A 20,424-nucleotide genomic window follows, 5' to 3' on the forward strand; every position below is an offset into this window, starting at 1 on the left:
GGCGGTCCGCGGGTTCTTCTCGCCGCGGGCCGCCCTTTTGCGGGGAGCGAGCCGTGCCGCCTGTGACTGGCCATGTTGTCGCAGGCTGTTCCGCCGCCCTGGTGCGGGATTTGGCGGGGATGTGTGCTGCGCGGGAATCCCTGGGAGTGTGCGTAGGAGGTGCGAGAAAAACCGCCCGTGTGCGTAGGGGTGCGCACACGGGCGGTGATTTTGGCGGCGAAAACGCACACGCCCGGCGAATCAGGCGCAGACGCACGGCAAGTTGGTGGACGCGGCGCGACTCCGGTTACTCGCCGTCCTGCTCGCCGTGCGCCACGTTGAAGTCCTCCGGGGAGAGCTGCTCCACGAAGGCGTGGAACTCCTCGAGCTCGTGCGCGCGCTCGTCGGCCTCGACGCCGCGGAAGTCCGGTAGCGCGGCGGCGGCCAGCACGGACTCGTCCGCGTAGATGGCCACGCCCTCGCGCACCGCAAGCGCGATCGCGTCCGAGGGGCGTGCGTCCACGTAGTGGCGCTCCCCGGCCGCGTCCAGAAGCTCCACCTGCGCAAAGAAGGTCGTGCCCTGGACGGACATGACGCGCACGCTGAGACAGCGGCCCCCGAGCTCGGCAATGACGGCGCTCAGGAGGTCGTGGGTCATGGGCCGCCCGCCGGAGCGGTCGCGTACGCCCATCGTGATGGCCGTGGCCTCCACGGAGCCGATGCGGATCGGGAGCTGCTGCGGCGTGGCGCCGGCCGGCACGTCGTGCGTGACGAGGACGATGAGGGACGCGACCGGTCCCCCGCCCACGACCACGCTCTGTATGTCCATCCGTCTCAGCGGCACGCCGTCTCCCTTCTCTTTCCGTTGGCATATCCTACCCAATCGCGGGGCCTTCGCAACCTGTGCGCACCGGCAGAAAAGAAATTGCAAAAAGGTGTTGACCCTCGGCGGGGGGCTGTGTAATATATCTCCTTGCGTTGGGCCTGTAGCTCAGTTGGTCAGAGCGTCCGGCTGATAACCGGGAGGTCACAAGTTCGAACCTTGTCAGGCCCACCACTTCCTGACAATAGTCGCCCCAGCGTTAGCCGAGTCGCCGCTGGGGCGATTATTCTTTTCCGGCGAGCTTTCTGCGCCGGGCCCAGAGGGGACGTAGCTCAGCTGGGAGAGCGCGGGCTTTGCAAGCCTGAGGTCGTGGGTTCGATCCCCATCGTCTCCACCACACGTTCGCCGGGACCCTCGGGCCCCGGCTTTTCCTTATGCTGCGGTATCATCCCAGCAGGACACGTGACGCAAAGGAGCCTCATGGCCGAGAAGAACCTGAGGGAGGGGGTCTCCCCCCAGACCGACGAGCTCGCAAGCACGCTCATGGGCGATGCGTTTGACCTGCTTGCAGACGGAGAGCCGTTTGAGGTGCTCCTTGCCGTGCAGGACGCTGGCGGCAGGGTGTCAAGCTACGAGTTCGTGGACGACGGCCCGGAGGCCTGCCTCGAGGGAGCCCGTGCCCGTGTTCGCGAGGCGGCGGGCCACGGCGCGGTGCGCTATGCGATCGCCTACGAGGGCGCGGTGGCAGATGACGACGGCTCCTTTGCGGACGCGCTGCTGCTGGAGTTCGGCGAGCGGGGTTACCGCAGCTACTCGGCCTTCTCTCTGATCGACGGCAAGGGGGCCGGCGACGGCTTCACGTGGACCGACCCCGCGCCGGCCGGCGAGATGGAGCCGCTGCTGTAGGCGTGCCGGCGGCCACGCATACCGCCATCGGCCCGGGTCTCCTTGGGCGCTTCCTATAGAGTCTGTGACCTGCGGGTTCTTCTCGCCATGCATACCGTCCGCGCTGTATAATGCACCGGTTGCCGAATAGTTGCACACAGAACAGACCGAGAGGGACCCATGCGCCAGGAGAACATTAGAAACATCGCGATCATCGCGCACGTCGACCATGGCAAGACCACGCTCGTGGACCAGATGCTCAAGGCCACGGACGCCTTCCGCGAGAACCAGCAGGTCCAGGAGCGCGTGCTTGACTCCAACGACCAGGAGCGCGAGCGCGGCATCACCATCCTGGCGAAGAACATCTCGATCGAGTATCAGGGCGTCAAGATCAACGTCATCGACACGCCGGGCCACGCCGACTTCGGTGGCGAGGTGGAGCGCGTGCTGCGCATGGCCGACGGGGCGCTGCTGCTGGTGGACGCCGCCGAGGGCCCAATGCCGCAGACGCGCTTCGTGCTTCGCCACGCCATCGACGCGCACCTGGCCATCATGATTGTGGTCAACAAGATCGACCGCGAGGGCGCGCGCCCGGAGGAGGTCGTCAACGACTCCCTCGACCTCATGATGGACCTCGGCGCCACCGACGAGCAGCTCGAGTTTGCCATGGAGCACGTGGTCTACGCCTCCGCAGTCAACGGCTTCGCCCGCCTGGCGCCCGACGACGGCAACATGGACATGTACCCGCTGCTGGACATGATCGTGGACGCGCTGCCCGCCCCCGACGTGGACGTGGACGGCCCGCTGGCCATGCAGTGCGTGACCATCGACCACTCCGAGTACGTGGGTCGCATCGGCATCGGGCGCATCTACTCCGGCACCATCCACGACGGCGACAAGATCCTTGTGGTGAAGAACGACGGCTCCCGTGCCATGAGCCAGGTCAAGCAGCTCTTCACCTTTGACTACCTGGGCCGCAAGGAGGCCACCGAGGTGGCCGCCGGCGACATCGCGGCCGTGGTGGGCGTGGACTCCACCGACATCGGCGACGTCTACACCGACCCCGACAACCCCGTGGAGCTGGAGCCCATCGAGATCGACCCGCCGACGCTCTCCGTCATCTTCGAGCCGTCGACCTCCCCGCTCGTGGGCCGCGAGGGCGACATCGTGGGCGGCCGCCAGCTCAAGGAGCGCCTGATGCAGGAGCGCGAGAACAACGTGACCATGCGCATCGAGGAGCTTCCCGACAAGACCGGCATCGAGGTGGCCGGCCGCGGCATCCTGCACCTCTCCGTGCTCATGGAGACCATGCGCCGCGAGGGCTTCGAGTTCCAGGTGGGCCGCCCGCGCGTGCTCTTCAAGAAGGACGAGAACGGCGCCATGACCGAGCCGGTGGAGCAGGCCGTGGTGGAGTGTCCCGGCGAGTACTCCGGCAAGGTCATCGAGGTCTTCGGCAACGCCGGCGGCACCATGTCGAGCATGGAGACCGGCACCACGCAGACCCACCTTGAGTTCAAGATCCCCACGCGCGGCATCATGGGCCTCAAGAACCGCATCCTGAACGTCACCCACGGCGAGGCCGTGTTCTACCACACGTTCCTCGAGTACGGCCCCTATGCCGGTGAGATCGGCGTGCGCCAGAACGGCGCGATGATCTCCATGTCCACCGACAAGGCCGTGGCCTACGCGCTCGGCACGCTGCAGGAGCGCGGCCAGCTCTTCGTGGGTCCCGGCGACGAGTGCTACGAGGGCATGCTCGTGGGCGAGCGCTCCAAGCCCGGCGACATGGTGGTCAACATTGCACGCACCAAGAGCCTCGGCAACCAGCGCAGCTCCACCGCCGACATCGCGGTGCAGCTCACCCCTCCGCGCACCTTCACGCTGGAGGAGGCGCTCGAGTACATCATGGACGACGAGCTCGTGGAGGTCACGCCCAAGAGCATCCGCATGCGCAAGCGCATCCTCTCCGAGACCGAGCGCCGCAAGTGGGCCGTGCGCACGGGCAAGGTGAAGAAGTAGCGTCTCGCAGTGCCTCTGTGACGCGCAACCGCTCCGTTCGCCTGTGTCGCCTCTCCGGCGGCGCAGGCGTTTTTCTTAGCCGCGCCGCGAGCGCCTGTGGGCCTTGCGCCAGCGTGTCACGCGGACGCGCCGGGCAGCGCGCTGCACCGGCTCGACCACGCGCGGCGCGAGGTCCACGTCTGCCGGCGTCTTGACGTTGAACCGCAGGGACCACCGGCGCAGCCCGATGGTCACGAGGATGCAGAGGACCGCGCCCCAGAGCTTGTTCAGGGAGCACAGCACCACGGCAAGGTAGTAGACGACCGACCCGGCCAGCGCGCAGACCGCGTAGAGGTTCGAGCGCTGGAAGATCCGTGGCACCTCGCCCAGGAAGACGTCGCGCAGCATGCCACCCCCCACGCCGGTCATGATGCCCATGAGCACGCACGAGGCCGGGAGCATCCCGTAGACCAGCGCCTTGTCGGTGCCCACCAGCGCAAAGAGCGCCACGGCCATGATGTCCAGCCACTCCAGGAGGTTTGGGACGCTGTCCAGGGAGCGAGGGAAGAGGAAGCCCAGCAGACCCGTGGCGGCGCTCGCCAGGATGGCAAACGGCGAGTCCAGCATGTAGACGCTCCCCACCTGCATCATGACGTCTCGGATGAGGCCGCCGCCCAGCCCGCACAGGAGGGCCAGTCCCACAAACCCCACCGCGTCCAGGTGTCGCACGCGGGCTACGAGCACGCCGCCCGCAGACCCCACGATCACCGACGCGAGGTCAACCCACGTGGGCAGCGAAACGGCCGCGAACTCGGGGTTGATGGTGGAGAAGATCTCTGGCACGTGCGCTCCTTGGGTCACTCCTGCGATGCCCGTCCATTGTTGCGCACCCCGCATCACACCGAGGCGAGAAAAACCATGAGATTGTGGTCGCGCGCGGGGCGCTCTTACGCTATACTGACCGCTGCAGCATTTCATGGAGAGTTGTCCGAGTGGCCGAAGGAGCACGATTGGAAATCGTGTAGGCGCCTAAAGCGTCTCCAGGGTTCAAATCCCTGACTCTCCGCCAGAACTTTCTCGTGGCGCCTTCGGGCGCCACGTCACCCTTCGGAGGGGTGGCAGAGTGGTTGAATGCGGCGGTCTCGAAAACCGTTTACCCCTTCGGGGGTACGAGGGTTCGAATCCCTCCTCCTCCGCCAGAGCATGAATGGGTCGGCACGCAGGCGCGGGTCGGCCTTTTTCATGTCGCTAAACTGCCTCCCCTGCAAACCTTCCCCCGTACGTTTGGGGTACGCTACAGGAAGTCCACGACCAAGGGGGGGACAGATGGTATCTGAGAACGAACTCGAAGGCTTCCGCCGCGACCGCTACTTTGCGCGCTCCTGGGCCCTGCTTACCAGGGACCGTGGCTGGGTCAAGCCCGTCCTCGTCATGACCGTGGCACTGCTCGTGCCCGTCGTGGGAGTACTCGGCGTCATGGGCTACGTCCTCGAGTGGGCACGCCTGACCGCCTGGGGCGTCAACTCCGCCCCCAAGCAGCGCGACGTGGCCGTGGGCGCCTGTATCGCCAGCGGCTGGCGCGCCCTGGTGGTGATGGTCGTCTGGGGCATCTGCGTGGGCCTCATCGGCGGCGTGCTGGCCGTGGTCCCGCTTCTGGGCGGCCTGCTCTCGTTTGCGTGGACCGTCTTCGGCATCTTCCTGAACCTCGTGCTCATGGCGGCCCTCGTCCGCGCCACCATCTACCAGGAGATCAAGGCCGGCCTGCGTGTGCCCACGATCTGGCAGATGGCCTCGCACGACGCAGGCGGCCTCCTGCGCGTCCTGGGCATCCAGGTCGTGGGTAGCGTCATCATCGGCGCGATCACCTTCGTCGTGGTCTTTGCGACGATGATGAGCATCCTCCCGCAGCTCATCTACCTCTTCGAGTACATCGCGGCCTATGAGAGCATCATGTCAGACTCCATGCTCGCCGGCCTCATAATCTCTCGGGTCATCTCGATCCTGCTCTCCCAGTGGCCGGCCCTCGTGGTGCTGACGCTGGTCGGCGGCTTCTTTGGCATCGTGGTGAACATGCTCGCCCTCACGTCCGTGGGCCTCTGGATGCGTCAGTTCAACGTGGGTGCCTGGACCCGCGAGGAGGACCCGCTGCCTCCCTACGTGAGCGACCCGCGCGACGCCGGCCCCTCCTACGGCTACGGCTCCGCCCCGCAGCAGCCGCCCGTACCGCCGACCCCGGGTGCCCCCGCTTCCGGCCCGGCCCCGTCTGCCGACCCTGCGCAGGCCGCGCCTACTGCCGGCGCTCCCGCAGGGACGAGCCCCGACAGCGCGACGCCCTACAACGTGAGCCCGACCCCGGCAGCCCCGTCCCCCGCCGGCGAGAAGACCGACTACACCGACGGCTCCTGGGTCAGGGAGGTCACGCCCGCCGCCGCGGCGCCAGACGCCGCGCAGGTCCCGGCCGCACCAGTTGTAAACGTGGCTCCCGCAGCGCCGGTGCAGTCCGCGCCCACCCCGGTACCCGCGGCCAGCCCCGAGCCGCCCGAGCCGCCGGCTGCGTCCCAGGACGGCCCCGTGGCGCCGCCCGCGCCGCCCGAGCCCGCCGCTCCCGCGCAGGGCAGCGAGCCCACGTCCTTCTCGCCGGTGAGCGAGGAGGGGCCGGAGGGCCCCGCGAAGCCCGAGGGACCCATCTCCTAGGGGCCGTCACGCCGTGCCTGTGAAGACCATGTGGACGCCGGGAGGCAGCGCGCCTTCCGGCGTCCTCTGCGTTATGGGCTCCTACCACGGCGGACCCCGCACTGGTGAAAGGGTGTGGGAAGGCAGGCGTGCGTCATCTGTCACGCCGGCTGGGTACCATCCCGGAAGAGGGGAAGTCGTGGAGGTTTTCGCAGGTACCCGTTGACTGTGATAGGATGTCCAGTCGAACCTTTCCTGCTCCGGGCGCACCTTCACTTCCCGGAGCCATTAGCCCAGAGGAGGTGAAACACATGAAGGCCTATGAACTGCTGTACTTTGTCGACCCCACGTGCAACGAGGAGACCCGCGCTGGCATCATGAAGCGCATCGAGGTCGCCCTTGGCGATGGCAAGGTTGACAGCGTCGAGGACTGGGGCAAGCGCAAGCTCGCCTTTGAGGTCGACGACCTTACCGAGGGTGACTACATCCTCATCAACTTCCACGCAGATCCCACCGTTATCGCCGAGCTCGACCGAGTTCTGCGCATCAACGACGCCGTGAAGCGTCACATGGTGGTCCGTCGTCCGGACAAGGACTAGGCATGGAAGCGCGGGCCCAAGCGGCCCGCAGAGAGGAAGTGAGTCATGAGCATCAACAGGGTGAACATTTCGGGAAACCTGACCAGGGACCCCGAACTGCGCATGACGAACAGCGGCATGCAGATTCTTTCCTTTGGTGTCGCCGTCAACGACCGTCGTCGCAACCAGCAGTCCGGCGAGTGGGAGGACTACCCCAACTTCGTTGACTGCGTTGTCTTTGGCGCCCGCGCCGAACCGCTCTCCCGCTTCCTCTCCAAGGGCTCGAAGGTTGCCGTCGAGGGCAAGCTTCGGTACAGCTCCTGGGAGACCAAGGACGGCCAGAGGCGCAGCAAGCTCGAGGTCGTCGTCGACGAGGTGGACCTCTTCAGTTCGAGGGACCAGCAAGGTGGCGGCGCGCAGGCTTCCTACCAGGCAACCTCGTCGTACGGCGCGCCCGTTGCCGCCGCCCCGCAGCCCGCGCCTGCCATGTCGCAGCAGGGCGGCTACACGCGGCCCGTCCAGACCCCGCCGGCGACTGACGTCTACGACGAGGACATCCCGTTCTAACCACCGGGCGACAGGGCGTGAGCCTGCGTCGCCAACAGAAAGGCAAAACAAGACATGGCTAAGCAGAAGCAAGACTATCAGCGCCAGCCGCGTCGCAAGTACTGCCAGTTCTGCAAGGAGGAGACCGAGTACATCGACTACAAGGATGTGCAGCTTCTCCGCAAGTACATGACCGACCGCGGCAAGATCAAGCCGCGCCGCGTCACTGGCGTCTGCACGCAGCACCAGCACGACATCGCGCTCGCTATCAAGCGCGCCCGCGAGATGGCGCTTCTTCCCTACACCATCCCCGTGGTCTCCAGCCGCGGCGGCCGCAACCGCGGCTAGGCGCCTTTTCGGGAGAAGAGCGCAGGCAATGAGCGGCTGGCCCGACAACGGCTTCCCCACACCCCCGCAGGGGGCGGGGGATGCGCGTGAGCGCTCCACTGACGAACGGGGCATCGTGCCCGCCGGTCAGGGGAACGGACCACGCCGGCCGGCTCTTTCGCTGCCCTCGGGCCTGTTCTTCTGCGTGCTCGGAGGTGCGGTGGCGTCATCATCGATGGCGTTGCTCGCCCCGGCGCTCGTAGGGTACGGGTTCGTCTCTGCGTCATTTACGGGAGGGCCGCATGGCAAGGTGGCGGGGCTGGTGGCCTCCGTCGCCCCCGCGGTGGCCCTGAGCGTGACGCTTGGGCCGTCGTCCATCGTCGCTGCCGTCATCTGCTGCCTTCTGGCGTGCGCGGCGGGCGAGCTTGCCCTTCGGGGTCGGCTCACGCCCGGTGTGGCCTGCGTGGCGGTCGCCCTTGCGGCGCTTGCGCAGATTGGGGCGGACAGCGTCGTCAGCGCCGCCCAGGGCACGACCATCGCCGCAAGCGTCGACTCGCTCGTGTCTGCCTACCAGGACTCGCTTTCCGAGACCTCGGTGGCGGCAGCGTCCCTGATGCAGCAGGTCCGGGCCGTGATGGCCATCATGTGGCCAACCGCCTACGTCCTGTCCACCGTGGCCGAGTACCTCTTCGCCTCGGTGGGAGTGACGCTTGCCGTAGCGCGGATCCCGGAGCCGTCCGTGAGGATGCCGCGTCACGCGGAGTTCGACCTCCCGCTGTGGGTGGTCGGCGTCCTCGTGGCAGGTGTCGCCGGGCTTGCCTTTGGGCTCACGGCCTCTGGGCCGGTGGCAGGCGTCGTCCTCATGGTCGCGGCCAACGTGGTCATGGCCCTGAGAGTCGCCCTTGCGGCGCAGGGACTCGCGGTGTTCGCCTGGCTCCTTGGGCGGCACCACCTCGGGCCGCTCGCGTGCCTGGTGCTCGGCGGCGCGGCGCTCTATCTCGAAGTACAGTTTTTCGTAATGACCCTCGTAGGTCTCGTGGACGTGTGGGCCAACTTCCGCCACCTCGCGCGTGGCGGGCGGCCTGGCGACAAGCAGATCGCGGGTCAAGACTAGGGTCGGCTTCGGCCGATCGACCGAAGGAGTGTCACATGAAAGTCATCCTTTTGGGTGAGCTCCGGGGCAAGGGCGGAGAGGGCGACGTCGTAGAGGTCGCCCAGGGCTACGCGGAGAACTACCTGTTCCCCAACAAGATCGCCCAGCCTGCCACCCCGGGCAACATCAAGCAGCTCGAGGAGCGTCGTCACAACATCGAGAAGCGCGAGGCACAGCGCATCGCCACCGCCGAGGCCACCAAGGCCGCGCTCGACGGCAAGTCCGTGACCGTCGACGCCAAGATCGGCGAGGAGGGCCAGCTGTTCGGCTCCGTCACCCCCGCCCAGATCGCCGACGCCATCAAGGCTCAGCTCGGCGTCGAGGTCGACCGCAAGCGCGTCGGCCGCGGCAACAACATCAAGACCTCTGGCAAGCACGCCGTCGAGGTCAACCTCTACCGTGAGATCACCGCGGTGGTCAACGTCCTCGTGGGCGTGACCGAGGAGGAGGCCGCCGAGGAGGAGGCCGACGCCGCCGAGACCGAGGCTGAGGCCGAGGTCACCGAGGAGGCCGCCGACGCCGAGTAGGCGCGGCACGAGGTTTTCAACGAGCCTCTCGCTGAGCTGGGAGTTTCTACAATAACCGCAGGTCAGCAAAGTGTAAGAAGGAGCCTCGGCTGGCAGGAGACCAGCCGGGGCTCCTCTTTGGCTCTGAATGTCGATACCAGCGTTTACCTGCGGCTTTGTTAGGCATATCACGCTTTTACATACATTGTCATAGGTCCGGCCCGCCGCCTTCCGGCTCTGTTGAAAACTGGAAGAATTGTCTAAAACTTTTGAAATCCTGCGGGAATAGAAATGATGAAAACGTCGAAAGATGAAGAATCCGCCGGTTGACGGGGAGTTTTTTCTCATCGGGCGTGTCGAAGACCGGAGACGCTGAAAATGACCCCTTGACAGCGGGCCGTCGATGAATGACACGAAGGGACTGTCCCCACGTATCACTTCCATGGGCGGGGCCTTCGCTAGAATGTACGGACGGACCGGGAGCGAGGAGAGAGCCGTGGCGCAGAGTGACTACTCAGTGAACCCAACCAGGATGACGGTCGGCGGCGAGGGCGCCTCCATGCCGCAGGATCCCGAGGCCGAGGCCTCGGTGCTCTCCGCCATGATCGTCTCCCCCGACGCGCTGCAGGAGTGCCTCATCGACCTTGAGCCGGACGACTTCTACCTGCCCTCCAACCGCACGGTCTTTCTTGCCATGCGGGAGATGTTCGACAAGAACCTCCCCATAGACACCATCTCCCTGGCCGACTACCTCAAGAGCTCCGGCGAGCTCGAGCGCGTGGGCGGTCGGAGCTTCCTGCTGGGCCTGGGCAACAACTCGCTGGCGCTGGTGGGCTGGCGCCGGCACGTGGAGATGCTCCACCGTGACACCACGCTCCGCAAGATGATCAGTGCTGCGGCGCAGATCACGGCCCTCGCCTTCGACGCCCCGGAGGACACCAAGGAGGTTGTGGACCGCGCCGAGAAGCTCCTGCTGGACGTCACGGACCGCGACGTCCACGCTGGCGAGCAGTCCCTCGAGGAAATCATGGCGGACCTCTACGAGGACCTCGGGCAGAACGCCGCCAACCACGACAAGCCGCTCGGCGTCTCCACGGGCTTCCCCCGCATCGACGAGACGCTGCTCGGCCTGCGTCCCGGCCAGATGATCGTCATCGGCGCACGCCCGGGTGTGGGCAAGACGTCCTTCGCGCTGAACCTTGCCACCAACGCCGCCTTTGCCGGGGCGTCGGTGGCGCTCTTCTCGCTGGAGATGTCCAAGGTGGAGATCGCCCAGAGGCTGCTGGCCGCAAACGCCCGCGTGGGCCTCCAGGAGATCCGCTCCGCCCGTATCAGAAACGAGCAGTGGCCGCAGATTCTTCAGGCCACCAACGACCTCTCCCAGCTTGACATCATGATTGACGACACCCCGGGTACCACCGTCACCGAGATTCGCGCCAAGGCGCGCCGCATCCTGCACGGCAAGCCGCTCGGCTTGGTGATTATCGACTATCTGCAGCTCATCTCGCCACCGGCCGGGGGGCGCCGCGCGGACAGCCGCGCCACCGAGGTCTCCGAGATGAGCCGCGGCATCAAGATCATGGCCAAGGACCTCGAGGTGCCGGTTGTGGCACTCTCCCAACTCAACCGTACCGTGGAGAACCGCACCGGCAAGCGCCCGCAGCTCTCCGACCTGCGCGAGTCCGGCTCCATCGAGCAGGACGCCGACATCGTGGCCCTGCTCGACCGCTCGATGAACGAGGAGGAGGCCGCCCGCGACGACCGCCCGGACATGAACGAGACCACGTTCATCATCGCCAAGAACCGCTCCGGCGCGCTGGCTGACATCGCGCTTACGTTCTTGCCGGGGTCCACCAAGTTCGTCGAGGTGGACAGCTTCCACAGCTAGGTGAGACAGGGGGACGGAGAGAGACAGGGGGACGGGGGAGGTGTCCCACGTGTTCCAGTGGGACACCTCCCCCGTCCCCCTGTCTCTCTCCGTCCCCCTGTCTCACCCGTCTCGCAGGCGCATGCCGTATAATCCGTGTGTATGTGACTTTCGCGACGAGAGGGAGCTTATGTCGGCATCAGTGCTCGTGGGTACTCAGTGGGGCGACGAGGGCAAGGGCAAGGTCACCGACCTGATCTCGGGCGACTTCGACGTCGTGTGCCGCTACGCCGGCGGCGCCAACGCCGGCCACACCGTCATCGCCAACGGCAAGAAGCTGGCACTGCACCAGGTTCCCTCCGGCGTCATGTACGAGGGCACCTACCCCGTGATCGGCAACGGCTGCATCGTGGACCCGGAGATCCTCCTCTCTGAGATCGACATGCTCGCCGAGCAGGGCATCTCCGCCGAGCACCTCAAGATCTCCGGCAACGCGCACATCGTCATGCCCTATCACAAGGACCTTGACGGCGCGCACGAGAAGAAGCTCGGTAAGAACCTCATCGGCACCACCAAGCGCGGCGTGGGTCCCTGCTACATGGACAAGATGAACCGCACGGGCCTGCGCATCCAGGACATGCTGGACGAGAAGATCTTCCGCCAGAAGCTGGAGAGCGCGCTGGCCTATACCAACCCCATCCTGGAGAAGGTCTACGAGCTGCCCACCTACACGGTTGACCAGATCTGCGAGACCTACCTGCCCTACGCCGAGCGCATCCGCCCCTACATCGTGGAGAGCAGCCTCTTCCTTAACGAGCAGCTCGAGGCCGGCAAGAACATCCTCTTCGAGGGCGCTCAGGCCACGATGCTCGACATCGACCACGGCACCTACCCGTTTGTGACCAGCTCCAGCTGCACCGCCGGCGGCGCCGTCACCGGCTCGGGCGTGGGTCCCACCAACATCGACCGCGTGCTCGGCGTGGCCAAGGCCTACCTCACGCGCGTGGGCTCGGGCCCCTTCCCCACGGAGCTCTTTGACGAGGTGGGCGAGAAGCTCGGCGAGGTGGGCCACGAATATGGCGTGACCACCGGCCGCAAGCGCCGCTGCGGCTGGTACGACGCCGTGGTGGTGAACTACGCCGCGCGCGTGAACGGCCTCACCGACCTGGCCATCACCAAGCTCGACGTGCTCGGCTGCCTGGACGAGATCAAGGTCTGCGTGGCCTACGAGTGCGACGGCGTGGAGTACCACACCGTTCCGGAGCACCAGAGCGTCTTCTACCACGCCAAGCCGGTCTACGAGACCCTGCCCGGCTGGAAGTGCGACATCTCTGGCATCCGCAACTTCTACCAGCTCCCGCGCGAGGCCAAGGACTACATCGACTTCCTCGAGCAGCTCGCGGGCGTGCGCGTGTCCATCATCACGGTGGGCCCGGACCGCGAGCAGACCATCGACCGCTACTGGCACTAAGCGGCGACGTGGGGCCAACCTGTGGCAGAGGGCAACTTCGGCATCATCTGTGACGAGGGCTGCGACCTCCCGGCCGCGTTCCTCGAGCGTGCTGGTGTGGTCTGTGCGTCCCTTGGCGAGAAGAACCCAGGGCCCACCCGCGCGGACGGTCACGCGGGCGCGTCCGGTACGGCCGACGGCTCGGCCGTGACCGTCGCCGACATGGCCCCCGTCCTCGAGGCGTGCTATCGCGCGCTGGCGGCGCGTGGGGTGACGGAGGTGGTCTCCGTGCACTCCGCCGGGTGCTTCTCGCCAGCGGTGGAAGCCGCGCGGCAGGCGGCTGCCGCCTGTGCGGACGAGCTGCGCGTTGAGGTGGTGGACTCGGGGTCTGGGTCCGCCGCCACGGGGATGCTCCTGGACCGCGCATCCTTCTACCGCTCCCGGGGCGCAGACCTTGACGCGGCAACGACTGCATTGAGTGAGCTTGCCTCCCACGTGCGGCTGCTCGTGGTGCCGGCGACGTCGGCGCCCCTGGTGCGCCGTCGTGCGCGCCGGGCCCACGCGGGCCTGCTCAGCCGGGCGACCGCCTCGCTCAGGGTGCGGATCTCCGGTGAGCGCGGCCTCTATCTGGTGACGCGCGGCGAGGTCACGCAGCTCGCGCGCTCCACTGACCTGGCGGAGCTCACCGGCCGGCTGGCCCACGCCATGAGCGCCGTGGCCGCAAACGAGGGCCCGCTCACTTACGTGGTGGTGGAGACCGGTGACTCCCGCTCCCTGCGCGCGCTGGAGAAGCCGCTGGACACCAACGAGTTCGACGCGCGCCGCCTGGGCACGGTGCGGGCCGGCGTCTCCGTGGGAGAGGCCGTCGGTGCGGGAGCCGTCGCCGTGGCGCTGGTGCCCACTATCGCCTATGACCGGCTGCCCGGCGACGAGGGGACGGCCGAGGACCTTGTGGACGTCCTCGCCGCGGCCGAGGCGGGCGTACCGGAAGACGCGACCGCCTGACTCCGGTCCGACGGCACAGACTAGACAAGAGCGGCCCCGCGGGGCCTGACCAAGGAGGTACACATGAGCGACGCTAAGGTTGACATCCTGCTTCTGGGCTCCGGTGGCCGCGAGCACGCGCTTCTCGCCAAGCTGGCGGAGTCCCCGCGCGCGGGCAAGCTCTACGTGGCGCCTGGCAACGGTGGCATGAACGCCCTGGCCGAGCCCGTCGAGCTAGACATCGAGTCCCCGGTGGACGTGGCAAACTGGGCACGCGAGCACGCCGTGGGCCTCGTGGTCATCGGCCCCGAGGCACCTCTTGTGGCCGGCGTGGCCGACGCGGTGCGCTCCGCGGGCATCCCGTGCTTTGGACCCAACGGCAAGGCCGCGCAGATGGAGGGCTCCAAGAAGTTTGCCAAGCAGGTCATGAGCCGCGCCGGCGTCCCCACCGCCGCCTACCGCACCTTCACCGACGAGGCCAGCTGCGCCGAGTACGTGGAGCGCGAGGGTGCGCCGATCGTCATCAAGGCCGACGGCCTGGCCGCGGGCAAGGGCGTCATCGTGGCCAAGACCACCGAGGAGGCTCTGGAGGGCGTGCACGAGTGCTTCTCCGGCGCGTTCGGCGAGGCCGGTACCACCGTGGTGGTCGAGGAGACGCTCGAGGGGCCGGAGTGCTCGCTGCTGGCGCTCACCGACGGCACGACCGTGGTGCCGCTGGCCACCGCGCAGGACCACAAGCGCGCGCTCGACGGCGACCGCGGCCCCAACACGGGCGGCATGGGCGTGTACTCGCCGGTTCCCGAGCACCTGGTCTCCGCCGAGGAGCTCGCTGCGATGGTGGACATCGAGAAGCGCGTGGTGGCCGAGCTGGCCTCCGAGGGCATCATCTACTCGGGCTGCCTCTACGGCGGCTTCATGCTGACCAAGGACGGCCCCAAGGTCCTGGAGTTCAACGCGCGCTTCGGCGACCCGGAGACCCAGGTGGTCCTGCCGCGCATGAAGGCGGACCTGGTGGACGTGTTCCTGGCCTGCGACTCGGGCACGCTCTCCGAGGACATGGTCTCCTGGGACGACGACTGGGCCGTCTCCGTGGTGCTGACCTCGGCCGGCTACCCGGGCAGCTACGAGAAGGGCAAGGTCATCACCGGCATCGAGCGCGCCGAGGAGCTGCCCGGCGTGACCGTCTACCATGCCGGTACCGCCCTGCGTGACGGCGAGCTGGTCACCAACGGCGGCCGCGTGCTCGACGTGACGGCCGTGGCGCCGACCTTCGAGGAGGCCCGCGCACAGGCCTACCGCGCCTGCGAGCTCATCGACTTCGAGGGCAAGACCTACCGCAGCGACATCGGCATACGCGCGATCAAGCAGTAGCCTGGGGGTGCTTGCATGGCCGGGAGCAGGGCAACTGTCAGGATTGGCGTCGTAGACGACGACGCCTCTGATCGCGCACAGCTCCACGCGGCCATCGACCGCTTTGGGGCCGAGAACGACGTGGCGCTGAGCGTCACGGAGTTCCCGAGCGCCGGGGTGTACCTCTCCGAGCCTGGCGGCGTCTTCGACATCCTCTACCTCGACATAGACATGCCGGGCATGTCTGGCATGGAGCTTGCCGAGACCATCCGCCAGACCGACTCGGGCGTCGTGATCATCTTTTGCACCAACCTCCAGCAGTTTGCCGTGAACGGGTACCGCGTCTCCGCCCTGGGCTTCATCGTGAAGCCGGTGGAGTGGTACCCGTTCCAACTGTTCTTGAGCCGTGCCCTGCGCGCGGTGGGCCTGCGCGCCGCCATGCGCAGCAAGGGCTCCGGTAAGCGGATCGTTCTCAAGGACGGCGGGGTCTCGCGCGTGGTGAGCGTGGCGGACATAGAGTGCGTCGAGGTTCGCAAGCACTACCTGCTCTACTACGTGCATCCGCGTGAGACCGACTCCGAGTCCGTGCTGCGCGTCCGGGGCACCATGCGCGCCGCCGAGGCGGAGCTGGCCCCGTACGGCTTCTCTCGCTGCAGCTCAAGCTATCTGGTCAATCTGAGTCGCATCGCCTCGGTGGAGCGCAACGACGTGCACGTGGGTGGGCAGACCCTCTCCATTGGGCGGACGTTCAGGGACGGCTTCCGGCGGGACTTCTCCCACTACCTCGCCAACCGGGGATGGGAGGGTGCACGGTCGTGATAGGGCTCGTTTCCAGTGCACAGGTGGGCCTGGGTCTTCTGTTCGCCGCGCTCTTCTTTGTGCCGTGGAACCAGCGCCGCGGCCCCGCGTGGGCCGTCGTGTTTGGTGGCGTGGCCGCGGTGCTTGTTGTCTCCGAGCTGCTCAACTTGGAGGCCGTGCCGGGCCTGGTGTCGCTGAGCGTCTCGGCGGGCCTGGTCCTCCTGTGGGCAATCGCGTGCTTCCGCTGCGACGTCGTCCATGCGCTCTTTGCGCTGACCTGCGCCTACACCGTGCAGCACATGACGAGCAAGTTCGTCTACATGATCGTGATGGCGCTGCTGATCGACTATCAGGTGCCGCTTCCCACCTTGTGCCCACTCGTTCTTCTCGCCGTGGCGAACGTCATCGTGCTCGTCCCCGTCTACCTGAAGTTCACCCGTCCCTACCTGCACAACGGCAGCATCACGTTCAACCGCATGCAGACCGTGGTGCTGCTTGCGCTCTTCCTGGGTGCGGCCATCTTCCTAAGCTGGGTGCTCGAGGACACCCTGGACTCCTCCTCGTCGAGCTACCTCACCAGCTACCTCTGCCTCAATAGCCTCTGCGTCCTGCTTGCCGTGACCGTCCTGTGCCTCGAGCTCACCAACTGTAGCGTCAAGCGCCTTGAGGGGGAGAACGACGTGCTGGAGCGCCTGCTTGAGGAGGACCGCGTCCAGTACGAGCAGGCGCAGCGGGACATGGAGAAGATCAACATCCGCTACCACGATCTCAAGCAGCAGTACACCCACGCCCAGGCTGAGGACCGCGCCGAGCTCGAGGCCGAGATGAGCGAGCTGCGCCCGCGCTACCGCACGGGCAACAAGGCCCTTGACGTGGTGCTCACCGAGAAGAGCGCGGCGTGCGAGAAGGACGGCGTGCAGCTTGTGTGCTCCGTGGACGGCCAGCTGCTCGGGGGCATGCGGAGCTACCACGTCTACTCCCTCTTTGGCAACGCCCTCGACAACGCGGTCGAGTGCCTCTCCCAGGTGGAGGACCGCAGCCGTCGCGTGGTCTGGCTGAACGTCGAGCCCGTTGGCGAGATGGTGGTCGTGCGCGTGGAGAACTACACGCCGTCCGAGCCCGTCGTCCGGGGCGGCTCCCTCGTGACCACCAAGGAGGACGCCGCGTCGCACGGCTACGGGATGAAGAGCATCCGCAACGTGGCGGAGATCTACGGCGGCACGGCTGAGTTCTTCGTGGAGGACCACCTCTTCCGTCTGGTGGTGACCATGCCCCTGGCGGAGCTGCGGGTGCACGAGCAGCGCGAGGACGCCGCGTAGCGCGCCCCGACGCCCCGCGCAGCCCCGGGCGCGGAGGGGCCGCGTGTCGATTGGGCCACTCTTGCTGACGTCCGTGCCTACCCTGAGGTACTTCTCGCCCTGTCGAAATACTGTGGACTCACTGACGCAACCCGCTGGAGCGGTGCACAGCTCCAGCGGGTGCGCTGAGTCATGCACGTAAGAAACGAGGGAGGTTATATGTCAGAAGCAAAAGCGCCCCGGAACGTGACCCGGCGTTGGCTCGGCGCCGCCGGCGTCGGCGCCGTGCTCACGAGCCTCATGGCATCCGGTACGACCGTCGCGCTCCAACAGGAGGGCGAGGTCGACCACGCACTCGGGACCGGCGGCTCGGACTCCGCCTACGGCGGGACCGAGTTCACCGCGGACGGCTCGCTTTCCGACGAGGGCTTCGAGCGCTACATCGCCGCGGCCTACGAGTTCTGCGAGCGCGAAGAGGAAGAGGGCAGCGTCCTTCTCTACAACAAGGACAACGCCCTGCCCCTCAGCGACTCCGAGCGCAACGTGACGGCCTTTGGCCGCGGGAGTATCGACCCGGTCTTCCGCAGCACCGCCGGCGGCTCGTCCACCAACAAGGACTATCAGAAGACGCCCGTCGACGCCCTCAAGGACGCCGGCTTCAACGTCAACGAGACCCTGCTTGACGCCTACGCCAACGCCGACGCCCCCGCCGACCGCACGGTGAGCAGCGTGGGAGAGTACGACCCTGCCGTCTTCAGCGACGACGTGAAGGGCTCGTTCTCGGGCTACGGTGACGTTGCCTTTGTGACGATCTCGCGCTTTGCGACCGAGGGCCAGGACCTTGCCATGTCCAACGACGCCGGCAAGCGCATGCTCGAGCTCGACGACAACGAGAAGGCCATCTTCGACACCATCCAGGAGTCGGGCCAGTTCAAGAAGACCGTGGTCCTGCTGAACTCCGTCTTTGCCTTCGAGCTTGGCTGGCTCGAGGACTATGACGTGGACGCCGTGCTCTGGGTGGGCAACCCCGGCTTCTACGGCATGCCGGGCGCCATCCGCGTCATCACCGGCGAGGTGAACCCCTCGGGCCACACGCAGGCGACCTTCGTGGCCAACTCGCTCTCCGCCCCGTCTGCGGAGAACTTCGGCCTGCACTCCTTCGACTACGCCGGTCGCACGCCGCGCACCGCGGGCGAGAGCTTCGTGACCTACAGCGAGGGCATCTACGTGGGGTACCGCTACTACGAGACGCGCTACGAGGACTGCGTGCTCGGCCAGGGCAACGCCGACTCTACGGCGGGCGTGAAGGCGTCCTCCGACGGCTGGAACTACGCCGAGGAGGTCTGCTTCCCGTTTGGCTTCGGCCTCTCCTACACCACCTACGAGTACACGCTCGACGACGTGACCTACGACGCGGCGGCCGACAAGTTCACCGCCAGCGTCACCGTGGAGAACACCGGCAGTGTGGACGGCAAGGCCAGCGTCCAGCTCTACGTGCAGTCCCCCTACACGGACTACGACAAGCAGAACGGCGTGGAGAAGTCCTCGATCCAGCTGGTGGCCTACGCCAAGGTCGACGTGCCGGCTGGCGGCGAGCAGAGCGTGCAGCTGGAGGTCCCGTGCTACCTGCTGGCCTCCTACGACGCCAACTCCGCCAAGGGCTGGATCCTCGACGCCGGCGACTACTACTTTGCCGTGGGCAACGGCGCCCACGAGGCTCTCAACAACATCCTCGCGCTCAAGTGCGGCGACGAGGTTGAGGGCCGTCTCGTCGACCACAACGGCGACCCGGCGGAGCCCAACACCAACGCGGCCAAGCTCTGGACCTCGGAGAACGCCGACACGGACACCAAGAAGTACCGTCAGTCACCCTACAGCCCCGACGTCGAGGTCACCAACACCTTTGACGACGCCGACCTCAACTACTGGGCTAATGACGACCAGAAGATCACCTACCTCTCGCGCTCGGACTGGGAGGGCACCTACCCGCAGACCGTCTCCACGCTCACGGTCAACGACGCCATGTACGACGGCCTGAACATGCAGTTCTACAAGAAGGCGGCCGACGCCAAGAGCGTCTCCGACTTCCAGCTGGGCGTCGAGCTTGACGAGAAGATCAACTTCCTCGACATGAAGGGCGTGGAGTTTGACGACCCCAAGTGGGACGACTTCCTCTCCCAGCTCACGATGGACGACCTGCTGCTCAACATGGGCGACTCCAAGGGCATCAAGACCGTCAAGGCGGTCAACAAGCCCGGCTGCACCATCGTCGACGGCCCCGAGGGCATGAACGGCCAGTTCAAGTTCGGCGACCGCCGCAACTGCACCGGCTGGGCCACGCTCTCCATCGTTGCCGCTACGTGGGACCCCGACCTGCAGTACCGCTTTGGCCAGATGTATGGCGAGGACGCGCTCTACGCCTCCATCCCCATCGCCTACGCGCCGGCGACCGACATCCTGCGATCTCCGTACTCCGGCCGTACCTCCGAGTACTTCTCGGAGGACCCGATGCTGGGCTACTACGCGGCAAAGAACGTCATCTCCGGCATGCGGACCAAGGGCCTCATCGGCACGATCAAGCACTTCTTCCTGAACGAGCAGGAGGCCGGCCGTCAGGGCATCGCCACCTTCGCCAACGAGCAGTCCATCCGTGAGATCTACATCCGCGCCTTCGAGGGAACGCTCGCTGCGGGCGAGTCGCTCGGCGTGATGACGGCGTACAACCGCATCGGCCTCATGTACGCCGCCGCGAGCCAGGGCATCCAGCATATCCTCCGCGACGAGTGGAACTACGGCGGATTCATTATCGACGACGCCCTGAGCGCCTCCGAGTACTCCTCGGCGCCCGAGATGCTCATGGCGGGCAACAACATCTTCTGCCTGGACACCGCCCGTCCCACCGAGGTCGGCAAGCTCATCAACTCCACCGACGACGGCGACCTGCTCCAGAAGGTCATCGACTCCAACCACTACCTCTACTACGTCATGCTGCAGTCCTCCATGGGCACCCTGTCCTCCGACACGGTGGTCTCGGACTCCATGCAGTGGTGGAAGATGGCCCTCTTTGGGGTGGACGGGGTCCTTGCCGCGCTCACCGTGGGAGCCGCCGCCGTGTACGGCGTGAAGGCCTACCGCGAGTCCCACCCGGTACCTGACGGTCCCGGCTCCGGCTCTGACGACAAGAGCCTCGACGAGAAGAACTAACGGAG

General features: G+C 66.7%; 17 protein-coding genes and 4 tRNA genes. 19 read left to right on the top strand and 2 right to left on the bottom strand.

Going from position 1 to position 20,424, the window contains the following annotated elements; genetic code table 11:
• Positions 1-286: 286 nt before the first annotated feature.
• The gene (locus tag H9X80_RS02740; RefSeq protein ID WP_342590857.1) at positions 287-823 is read right to left on the bottom strand and encodes a bifunctional nuclease family protein; all 537 of its coding nucleotides are present in this window, start codon (positions 821-823) and stop codon (positions 287-289) included.
• Positions 824-959: 136 nt separating this feature from the next.
• Here H9X80_RS02740 and H9X80_RS02745 point away from each other — a divergent pair.
• From H9X80_RS02745 to typA, 4 genes are all read left to right on the top strand, one after another.
• A tRNA-Ile gene (locus H9X80_RS02745) sits at positions 960-1,036 on the top strand.
• Between the two features lie 87 nt (positions 1,037-1,123).
• Positions 1,124-1,199 (top strand) — tRNA-Ala (locus H9X80_RS02750).
• Positions 1,200-1,282: 83 nt separating this feature from the next.
• A complete protein-coding gene (locus H9X80_RS02755) occupies positions 1,283-1,708 on the top strand; it encodes a hypothetical protein (protein ID WP_204792818.1) in 426 nt (141 codons plus the stop codon).
• A 159-nt stretch (positions 1,709-1,867) separates the two neighbouring features.
• The gene (gene typA, locus H9X80_RS02760) at positions 1,868-3,706 is read left to right on the top strand and encodes a translational GTPase TypA (protein WP_204792819.1); all 1,839 of its coding nucleotides are present in this window, start codon (positions 1,868-1,870) and stop codon (positions 3,704-3,706) included.
• Positions 3,707-3,781: 75 nt separating this feature from the next.
• Here the strand turns inward: typA and H9X80_RS02765 are convergent, their stop codons facing one another.
• On the bottom strand, positions 3,782-4,528 hold the full coding sequence (locus H9X80_RS02765) for a trimeric intracellular cation channel family protein (RefSeq protein WP_342590858.1): 747 nt from the start codon (positions 4,526-4,528) through the stop codon (positions 3,782-3,784).
• Positions 4,529-4,663: 135 nt separating this feature from the next.
• Between H9X80_RS02765 and H9X80_RS02770 the strand changes: the two genes are divergently transcribed.
• The 15 genes from H9X80_RS02770 (at position 4,664) to H9X80_RS02840 (ending at position 20,419) form a co-directional block, all read left to right on the top strand.
• Positions 4,664-4,754 (top strand) — tRNA-Ser (locus tag H9X80_RS02770).
• A 40-nt stretch (positions 4,755-4,794) separates the two neighbouring features.
• Positions 4,795-4,884 (top strand) — tRNA-Ser (locus tag H9X80_RS02775).
• Between the two features lie 127 nt (positions 4,885-5,011).
• Positions 5,012-6,379: a DUF4013 domain-containing protein gene (locus H9X80_RS09225; RefSeq protein ID WP_204792820.1), complete on the top strand. Its 1,368-nt coding sequence runs from the start codon at positions 5,012-5,014 to the stop codon at positions 6,377-6,379.
• Between the two features lie 290 nt (positions 6,380-6,669).
• Complete coding sequence (rpsF, locus tag H9X80_RS02785; RefSeq protein WP_204792821.1) at positions 6,670-6,957, top strand: 30S ribosomal protein S6; 288 nt, start codon at positions 6,670-6,672, stop codon at positions 6,955-6,957.
• Positions 6,958-7,002: 45 nt separating this feature from the next.
• Positions 7,003-7,503 carry a single-stranded DNA-binding protein gene (locus tag H9X80_RS02790; protein ID WP_204792822.1) on the top strand — a complete coding sequence of 167 codons (501 nt, stop codon included), beginning with the start codon at positions 7,003-7,005 and terminating at the stop codon, positions 7,501-7,503.
• Positions 7,504-7,557: 54 nt separating this feature from the next.
• Complete coding sequence (gene rpsR, locus H9X80_RS02795) at positions 7,558-7,830, top strand: 30S ribosomal protein S18 (protein WP_204792823.1); 273 nt, start codon at positions 7,558-7,560, stop codon at positions 7,828-7,830.
• A 199-nt stretch (positions 7,831-8,029) separates the two neighbouring features.
• On the top strand, positions 8,030-8,923 hold the full coding sequence (locus H9X80_RS02800) for a DUF2232 domain-containing protein (RefSeq protein WP_204792824.1): 894 nt from the start codon (positions 8,030-8,032) through the stop codon (positions 8,921-8,923).
• A 35-nt stretch (positions 8,924-8,958) separates the two neighbouring features.
• Positions 8,959-9,489, top strand: coding sequence for a 50S ribosomal protein L9 (rplI, locus tag H9X80_RS02805; RefSeq protein WP_204792825.1), 531 nt, complete (start codon positions 8,959-8,961; stop codon positions 9,487-9,489).
• Positions 9,490-10,000: 511 nt separating this feature from the next.
• Positions 10,001-11,356, top strand: a complete 1,356-nt coding sequence (dnaB, locus tag H9X80_RS02810; protein WP_239471511.1) for a replicative DNA helicase — start codon at positions 10,001-10,003, stop codon at positions 11,354-11,356.
• 169 nt (positions 11,357-11,525) lie between these two features.
• Positions 11,526-12,806, top strand: a complete 1,281-nt coding sequence (locus H9X80_RS02815) for an adenylosuccinate synthase (protein ID WP_204792827.1) — start codon at positions 11,526-11,528, stop codon at positions 12,804-12,806.
• A gap of 21 nt (positions 12,807-12,827) precedes the next feature.
• Complete coding sequence (locus H9X80_RS02820) at positions 12,828-13,790, top strand: DegV family protein (protein WP_204792828.1); 963 nt, start codon at positions 12,828-12,830, stop codon at positions 13,788-13,790.
• A gap of 63 nt (positions 13,791-13,853) precedes the next feature.
• The gene (purD, locus tag H9X80_RS02825) at positions 13,854-15,140 is read left to right on the top strand and encodes a phosphoribosylamine--glycine ligase (protein ID WP_204792829.1); all 1,287 of its coding nucleotides are present in this window, start codon (positions 13,854-13,856) and stop codon (positions 15,138-15,140) included.
• A gap of 15 nt (positions 15,141-15,155) precedes the next feature.
• On the top strand, positions 15,156-15,938 hold the full coding sequence (locus H9X80_RS02830) for a LytR/AlgR family response regulator transcription factor (RefSeq protein ID WP_204792830.1): 783 nt from the start codon (positions 15,156-15,158) through the stop codon (positions 15,936-15,938).
• Positions 15,935-17,236 carry a GHKL domain-containing protein gene (locus H9X80_RS09335; protein WP_204792831.1) on the top strand — a complete coding sequence of 434 codons (1,302 nt, stop codon included), beginning with the start codon at positions 15,935-15,937 and terminating at the stop codon, positions 17,234-17,236. The genes H9X80_RS02830 and H9X80_RS09335 overlap by 4 nt, the downstream gene beginning before the upstream one ends.
• A 198-nt stretch (positions 17,237-17,434) precedes the next feature.
• The gene (locus H9X80_RS02840) at positions 17,435-20,419 is read left to right on the top strand and encodes a glycoside hydrolase family 3 protein (protein ID WP_204792832.1); all 2,985 of its coding nucleotides are present in this window, start codon (positions 17,435-17,437) and stop codon (positions 20,417-20,419) included.
• Positions 20,420-20,424: the final 5 nt, after the last annotated feature.

The sequence above is a fragment of the Olsenella profusa genome (assembly GCF_016900315.1).
Taxonomy (GTDB): Bacteria; Actinomycetota; Coriobacteriia; order Coriobacteriales; family Atopobiaceae; genus Thermophilibacter; species Thermophilibacter profusus_A.